At 44.8% G+C, this 7168-nt stretch carries 5 protein-coding genes; 1 reads left to right on the top strand and 4 read right to left on the bottom strand.

Going from position 1 to position 7168, the window contains the following annotated elements; translation table 11 throughout:
* Positions 1-345 precede the first annotated feature (345 nt).
* The gene (locus ACESLK_RS15380) at positions 346-1422 is read right to left on the bottom strand and encodes an HD-GYP domain-containing protein (RefSeq protein WP_373230421.1); all 1077 of its coding nucleotides are present in this window, start codon (positions 1420-1422) and stop codon (positions 346-348) included.
* A gap of 39 nt (positions 1423-1461) precedes the next feature.
* Entirely contained in the window at positions 1462-3930 is a 2469-nt protein-coding gene (gene gyrA / locus ACESLK_RS15375) for a DNA gyrase subunit A (protein ID WP_373230420.1), read from the bottom strand.
* Between the two features lie 192 nt (positions 3931-4122).
* Between gyrA and ACESLK_RS15370 the strand changes: the two genes are divergently transcribed.
* A complete protein-coding gene (locus ACESLK_RS15370) occupies positions 4123-4890 on the top strand; it encodes a YheC/YheD family protein (protein ID WP_373230419.1) in 768 nt (255 codons plus the stop codon).
* Between the two features lie 59 nt (positions 4891-4949).
* Here the strand turns inward: ACESLK_RS15370 and gyrB are convergent, their stop codons facing one another.
* Both gyrB and remB read right to left on the bottom strand, forming a co-directional pair.
* Complete coding sequence (gene gyrB, locus ACESLK_RS15365; protein ID WP_373230418.1) at positions 4950-6866, bottom strand: DNA topoisomerase (ATP-hydrolyzing) subunit B; 1917 nt, start codon at positions 6864-6866, stop codon at positions 4950-4952.
* A gap of 42 nt (positions 6867-6908) precedes the next feature.
* The gene (remB, locus tag ACESLK_RS15360) at positions 6909-7154 is read right to left on the bottom strand and encodes an extracellular matrix regulator RemB (RefSeq protein WP_373230417.1); all 246 of its coding nucleotides are present in this window, start codon (positions 7152-7154) and stop codon (positions 6909-6911) included.
* Between the last annotated feature and the right edge of the window lie 14 nt (positions 7155-7168).

Here is a 7168-nt window from a genome sequence, read left to right as displayed (position 1 = left end):
TCGCTATACCGAAGAACCCGAAGGCTCAATCTTTACAACTGGTTTGCCTTCCGATAACCGAAGTCATCTTCCGACGTTTTGTTCATTTTCTTACGCTCAATGTTCAGTTTTCAAAGAACAATTTGTGATAACCAATCGCTTGTTTATCGTGTGCCCTCTTGAAGCGGCTTAAATAATATATCACGTTGGGCAAATAGATGCAACTATTATTTTTTGCTTTTTTATACCCTCTATCCGTTACCATATAAGCCCATTACGCTGTTCGTTATCCATATTTAAGATATAAAGAAGACCGGACGACAGGCTTATGCCTATCATTCCGGTCTTCTTATAGGGAAGCTCCGCTTATTTCGTAGAGAATACCTCGCAAATGTAAAGCTGGCGTTGTTGAGCTAGATTCACAATTTCTCCTTTAATCGATACCATCGGACGTGTCGGATTGTTTCGATCTGAGAATACGATTTCCCCAATACGGTTATCGTTCAGTTTAATGAACACCCCATTGTGGAACTGGGTTGTTCTTTCAATAAAGGTCTGAACGTAGATGGGGTCCAATTTGCCGAAGGATCCGGCATGCAGCTCCTCCAAGACGAGATAAGGAGACTCTGCCTTACGGTAATTCCGATTCGATGTCATCGCATGGTACATGTCGGATATCGCCACAATCTTAGCAAAGGGATGTATCTTATCCCCTTTAACCTTCATTGGGTAACCACTGCCGTCAATGCGCTCGTGATGCTGGAGAGCTGCAAGCCATACACCCTGATTCAATGAAGTACTGCCTTCCAGCATCTTAAAGCCGTAGTAGGTATGCTGTCTTATCTCTTGCATCTCATCTGAAGTAAGATAAGATGGCTTATTTAGGATGGCTTGATCTACTTTTACATTCCCGATATCGTGCAGCAAGCCGGCCATTGCAATAGGCAGCCAATCCTTCTCAGGAAACTTGTTCCACTTCGCCAATTGATAGGACGTCATGGCACTCAATACGCTGTTTCGCACTAAGACATCAAGCGGACCGACTGGCGTGGGGTTATGAAAGGTCAATACATTGTATTCGTTTATCTGCTCTAGAAGTGAGTTCAGTCCATTACGAACATCCAATACAGGAAGCTTTAATCCCGAGCTCATCATAGACATTGTACGCTTGAGAAGCTTCTCCATGTTAAGAAACTCTTGCTGTAGCGTTGTAAGCTTCACTTCAGCTTTCGCAGCCATTTCTTCAGCGGCAGCGGCAGGAACCGCTTCTTCCAATCCAGCACGACTTATATCTATTGTAGGGATTAAGAAGGCCGTTAAGATTTCTACGTCCCTCTCCGAAATCGCTCGACCTTCCTGCAGCAGCACGCTTCCGAGTGCAGTCTGAACATCAGTTTCTAATCGATCTCCAGCCTTTACTTGAGTTGTCGGAATAATCGGCATGCTGCATCCCTCCAAAAAGTGGTCGTAGAAAGCTTAAGATTAGATTTCCTCTTGCTCTCCTTCTATTTCCTCTGGGTCAGTATCTTCACTGCGCGGTGCACGGGCAACTGTGGCTACGGAATCTTCGTCGCGAATGTTAATCAACTTAACGCCTTGAGTTATTCGTCCCATTGTATTGATACCAGACATGCTGATACGAATGAGAGTTCCGGAGGATGTCATGATCATCAAATCTTCATCATCATTAACAACCTTCAATCCAACGATGGCTCCATTTTTCTCCGTTACGTTCAAAGTTTTGATACCTTTGCCGCCACGCGTTTGAATACGATATTCCGTCATAGGAGTACGTTTGCCGTAGCCTTTGGCAGTTACGATCAGAACCTCTTTGTCTGGTGCAACAACATCCATGTCGATAACCTTATCGTTTGGATCTAACCGGATACCCATAACGCCGGTCGCCGAACGTCCCATCGCTCTGACATCCTGTTCAGAGAAGCGGATCGACATTCCTTGACTAGTTCCCATGACGATCTCACGTTCTCCATCAGTCAGCTTCACGCCAATCAAGTCGTCGTCTTCGCGTAAGGAGATCGCAATTAAGCCAACTTTGCGTATATTAGAGTAATCATCAAGTGGTGTCTTCTTAACTACACCGTTACGAGTTGCGAAGAATAGGAACTGATTAGGTTCGAATGCCTCGACAGGAATAACAGCGTTAATGGTTTCCCCTTGATCTATCTGTATGAGGTTAATGACCGGCGTTCCCCGAGCTGTCCGGCTTAAATCCGGAATTTCGTAGGCTTTTAACCGGAATACACGACCCTTGTTCGTAAAGAACAATAAATAGTGATGGGTATTAGAGACGAATAGAGTTTCTATGAAATCCTCGTCCTTCGTTCCCATCCCCATAACACCTCTTCCGCCTCTCTTCTGGCTGCGGTAAGTGGATACTGGAAGCCGTTTAATATAACCGGAATGCGTCATCGTAATAACAACATCATCACGTGGAATGAGATCTTCATCCAAAATTTCGTCATCGCTTACGGTAATTTCCGTACGTCGTTCGTCGCCGAATTTCTGTTTGATTTCCTCTAATTCTTCGTAAATGATATCGTTCACCAGTTGTTCATTTCCAAGAATTGCCTTAAATTCGGCGATCTTCACTTGTAATTCATTATATTCCTGCTCAATCTTCTCACGTTCCAAGCCGGTAAGGCGTTGAAGACGCATATCCAGAATCGCTTGTGCCTGATCATTGGAAAAACCAAAACGCGTGATTAAGCCTTCACGGGCTTCATCTGTTGTTCTGGATGAACGAATAAGCGTAATAACCTCGTCCAGATGATCAAGAGCAATACGCAAGCCTTCCAGGATATGCGCACGAGCTTCTGCTTTTTTGAGATCGTATTCCGTACGGCGACGAATAATCTCGATCTGATGCTGAATGTAGTGGTACAGAACATCCCGCAAATTAAGAGTCTTAGGCTCTTTATTAACAAGCGCTAACATATTAATTCCAAAGCTTGTCTGCATCTGGGTTTGCTTGTACAAGTTATTGAGCACAACGGTAGGCGTAACATCGCGGCGCAGTTCAATAACAATTCGCATACCATTACGGTCGGATTCATCACGCAAATCGGTAATGCCGTCTATTTTCTTCTCTCGAACAAGCTCGGCAATCTTCTCAACAAGTCTTGCTTTGTTCACTTGATAAGGAATTTCGTGAACGATTATACGCGCCTTGCCGTTCACTTCTTCAATCGTCGCTCTTGCCCGCATCGTAACAGATCCGCGACCCGTCGCATAGGCCTGACGAATCCCCACGCGGCCAAGAATCAATCCAGACGTAGGAAAGTCAGGGCCTTTGATATACTCCATTAGATCATAAGGCGTCAATTCCGGATCTCTAATCAGAGCTTGAGTACCTTCGATAACCTCCCTAAGATTATGGGGAGGGATATTGGTTGCCATACCTACGGCAATACCAGTATTTCCATTAACGAGCAAGTTAGGATACCTAGCAGGCAATACGACAGGCTCGACTTCTTCACCGTCATAATTGGGAATATAGTCGATCGTTTCCTTGTTGATGTCTCTCAGCATTTCCATGGCGATCTTAGACAATCTAGCTTCTGTGTATCGCATAGCTGCAGCCATATCACCATCAACGGAACCGAAATTTCCATGACCGTCTACAAGCATGTAACGCAACGAGAAATCCTGAGCCATTCGAACCATTGCTTCGTAGATGGAGGAGTCGCCATGCGGATGATATTTACCGATAACTTCGCCGACGATCCTCGCCGACTTCTTATACGGCTTGTCCGGTGCCATGCCAAGCTCGGACATAGCGTACAGAATACGTCTATGCACAGGTTTCAGTCCATCGCGGACATCCGGTAAAGCTCGGCTGACAATAATGCTCATTGCGTAATCCATGAACGATTCCCGCATCTCGACCCCGATATCGCGGTCAAGGACGTGAGAGCGTTGTTCCTCAGACATGAAGATCCTCCTTATACAATGCGGTTAAAGCAGCTGCACTTGTGCAGCGTTCGACCGTCATGAATGCGATCAGATGTGTTATAAGAATGCCTTGGGAATATACACCGCAAGGCGATTTCCATCATAGATTAAAAAAGATGTAGCCAAAATTATTATATCATAATGCTGAAGGGAAAGGTTGGGTGAACCCGTATGCCGATCCAACGTGTCCGTAGTAAATGGGCTAAAACCGATGTTCTACTCGCTGATCCCCTACTAAAAGAATACGTGCCCAAGACTCGAATCTTCAAACGCGCTACAGTCGAACAGATGCTGCAGCAATATGAAATGATTTATGTTAAACCCATTTATGGCACATTCGGTAACGGAGTCATCCGAATAGAGAAAAACTCCGGAGCTGCTCGTCCTTACTTTTTTCAATCTGGGGAACATAAATATTCATTCGCTACCTTCGATGCCATGTATCTAAAGCTGCTTCAGATAAAGAAGAAAAAAGCTTATTTATGTCAGCAAGGGATTCATTTGTTGGAATATTCCGGGCGAAGATATGACCTGAGAGTCATGGTGCAGAAAAATCCTCGTTTACATTGGGAAGCAACCGGAATGATTGGACGACTCGGTCATCCTCGCAAAATCATCACGAATTATCACGCAGGCGGTACGCCTATGCCTGTTACGAAACTACTTAAGGATTCTCTGTCGCCCCAGCATACAGAAAGCTACCAATCTAAGCTTCGCGACTTAGGAGTCAACATTGCCAAGACGATGGAGGTAAAGTTCCCACGGATCAAGGAGATCGGGATAGATGTGGCCGTTGACCGTAATCTTAAGCCTTGGATACTCGAAGTAAACACCTTACCTGACCCTTTCTTATTCAAAAAGCTCCCTGATCGCACCATTTTCCGCCGTATCTATTCCTATGCCATTGCGTACGGACGGTTCCGTAAACGGAAAAGGTAATCCGCAGGGGGTATCTCCATCCATCTAGAGATACCCCCTGCTTCTTCTTGTCAACTCTCTTATACATCCAAATTCTTAACGTACTTCGCGTATTGCTGAATAAATTCCCGGCGCGGTTCTACGTTATCACCCATCAAGGTGTCAAACATAAGATCAGCTTTCATAGCGTCATCTATTTTGACTTGAAGCATCGTACGGGTATCCGGATCCATCGTGGTTTCCCATAGCTGGACGGCGTTCATTTCACCCAAGCCCTTGTAACGTTGGATATTTAGCTTTGCGCCTTCCCCGAATTCCGCAACAATCTCATCCCGTTGCTTCTCATTCATAGCATATTTAGCTACTTTATTACGTTCAATCTTGAATAACGGCGGCTGTGCGATATAGATATAGCCTTCCTCAATCAACTTACGCATGTAGCGGTAGAAGAAGGTCAGCAGTAAAGTACGGATATGCGCACCGTCAACGTCGGCATCCGTCATGATAACGATCTTATGATAACGTGCCTTCAGGATATCGAAATCATCGCTTATCCCTGTACCAAGCGCCGTTATTATCGCTCTGATCTCCAAGTTGGATAAAATTTTATCCAGCCGCGATTTCTCAACGTTAAGAATTTTACCGCGGAGCGGCAATATCGCTTGGAAATGACGATCCCGTCCTTGCTTAGCGGAACCTCCCGCGGAGTCTCCTTCTACGATGTAGATTTCGCTAATTGAAGCATCCTTGGATGAGCAGTCGGCGAGTTTACCTGGCAGGGAGCTAACCTCTAGTGCGCTCTTGCGCCGTGTTAACTCTCTTGCTTTACGTGCAGCTTCCCTTGCTCTTGATGCTTGAAGCGATTTTTCCATCACTTTACGGGAGACCGCAGGGTTCTCATCAAGAAATTGCTGTAATTTCTCGCTGAACAAAGATTCTACCAAACCGCGAACTTCGCTGTTACCCAGCTTAGTCTTCGTTTGTCCCTCGAACTGCGGCTCCGGAATTTTAACCGAGATGATCGCCGTTAAGCCTTCTCGAACATCATCACCTGTTAAGTTCGATTCGTTTTCTTTGACAAATCCCATCTTACGGGAATATTCGTTAATGATTCTCGTTAATGCGCTCTTAAATCCGGACTCATGTGTTCCACCCTCATGGGTATTAATATTATTAGCGAATGAATAAATATTTTCCGTATAACCTTCGTTGTATTGCAGGGCAACCTCAACTTGAATATGGTCTTTAACACCCTCCACGTAAATAGGCTGCTCATGAAGAGGGGCTCGAGTACGATTCAAATATTGTACGAATTCCACAATACCGCCATCATATCTGAATTTATCGCTCATTCCTGTTCTATCGTCACTAAGATTAATCTCAATCCCTTTGTTCAAGAAGGCTAATTCGCGAATACGGCCAACAAGGGTATCATAATCAAATTCAATCGTTTCGGTAAAAATTTCAGGATCTGGCTTGAATCGGACCTGTGTTCCGTGCTCTTCCGAATCTCCGATAATTTTAATATCGTTTTGCGGCACGCCGCGATGATATTCTTGCTGATGAATATGACCTTCACGTTTAACCGTAACGATAACTTGCTCTGACAAGGCATTCACAACGGATACGCCAACGCCATGCAAGCCGCCTGAAACTTTATAACCTTCTCCGCCAAATTTACCGCCGGCGTGTAATACCGTCATAACGACTTCTAGCGTGGATTTCTTTAGCTTTACATTCTCTCCGACCGGAATTCCCCGTCCGTTATCCGAAACAGTTACGCTATTATCTTGATGTACAACAACGTCAATCCGATCGCAATATCCGCCCATCGCTTCGTCAATACTGTTATCGACGACTTCCCATACCAAATGATGGAGACCTTTGCTGCTGGTTGATCCAATATACATACCGGGACGTTTGCGTACCGCTTCTAATCCTTCTAGTACCTGAATCTGACTTTCATCATAAATATTTTGCTGTGAATTAACGGACAAACCTTCCACCGCCTTCTTTACGTAGCCGATCTTAATTCAACCTTACCCATCCAAATAATGCGCCCTTTTCTTAAGTGTGGACGTAGAGATGGGTGAGTAATAAACCTTGTTTTCTGTAACAACGATAGATTTATGATCCTCTTCGCCAATGGTTTCCACTTCTTTATTCTTCTGCGCATGCACGACAAATTGCCGAGACAGCTTAGAAGATTGCTCGATGGAAATATCAAAGATAGCCACAAGCTGCGACGTTCGAATGATTTTTTCCCCGCCCAGATGAATATACACGGAGTTCCTCCTTA

It is taken from the genome of Cohnella sp. (genome assembly GCF_041640265.1).
Taxonomy (GTDB): domain Bacteria; phylum Bacillota; class Bacilli; order Paenibacillales; family Paenibacillaceae; genus Cohnella.
The sequence above is the reverse complement of the archived record's forward strand: the minus strand, read 5'-3'. Positions and strand labels throughout refer to the sequence as shown.

Bases quoted from the DNA above. Each gene is read 5' to 3' on its own strand.
- ACESLK_RS15370 (WP_373230419.1), top strand. From the start codon at position 4,123: ATGCCGATCCAACGTGTCCGTAGTAAATGGGCTAAAACCGATGTTCTA.
- ACESLK_RS15380 (WP_373230421.1), bottom strand. From the start codon at position 1,422: ATGCCGATTATTCCGACAACTCAAGTAAAGGCTGGAGATCGATTAGAA.
- gyrA (WP_373230420.1), bottom strand. From the start codon at position 3,930: ATGTCTGAGGAACAACGCTCTCACGTCCTTGACCGCGATATCGGGGTC.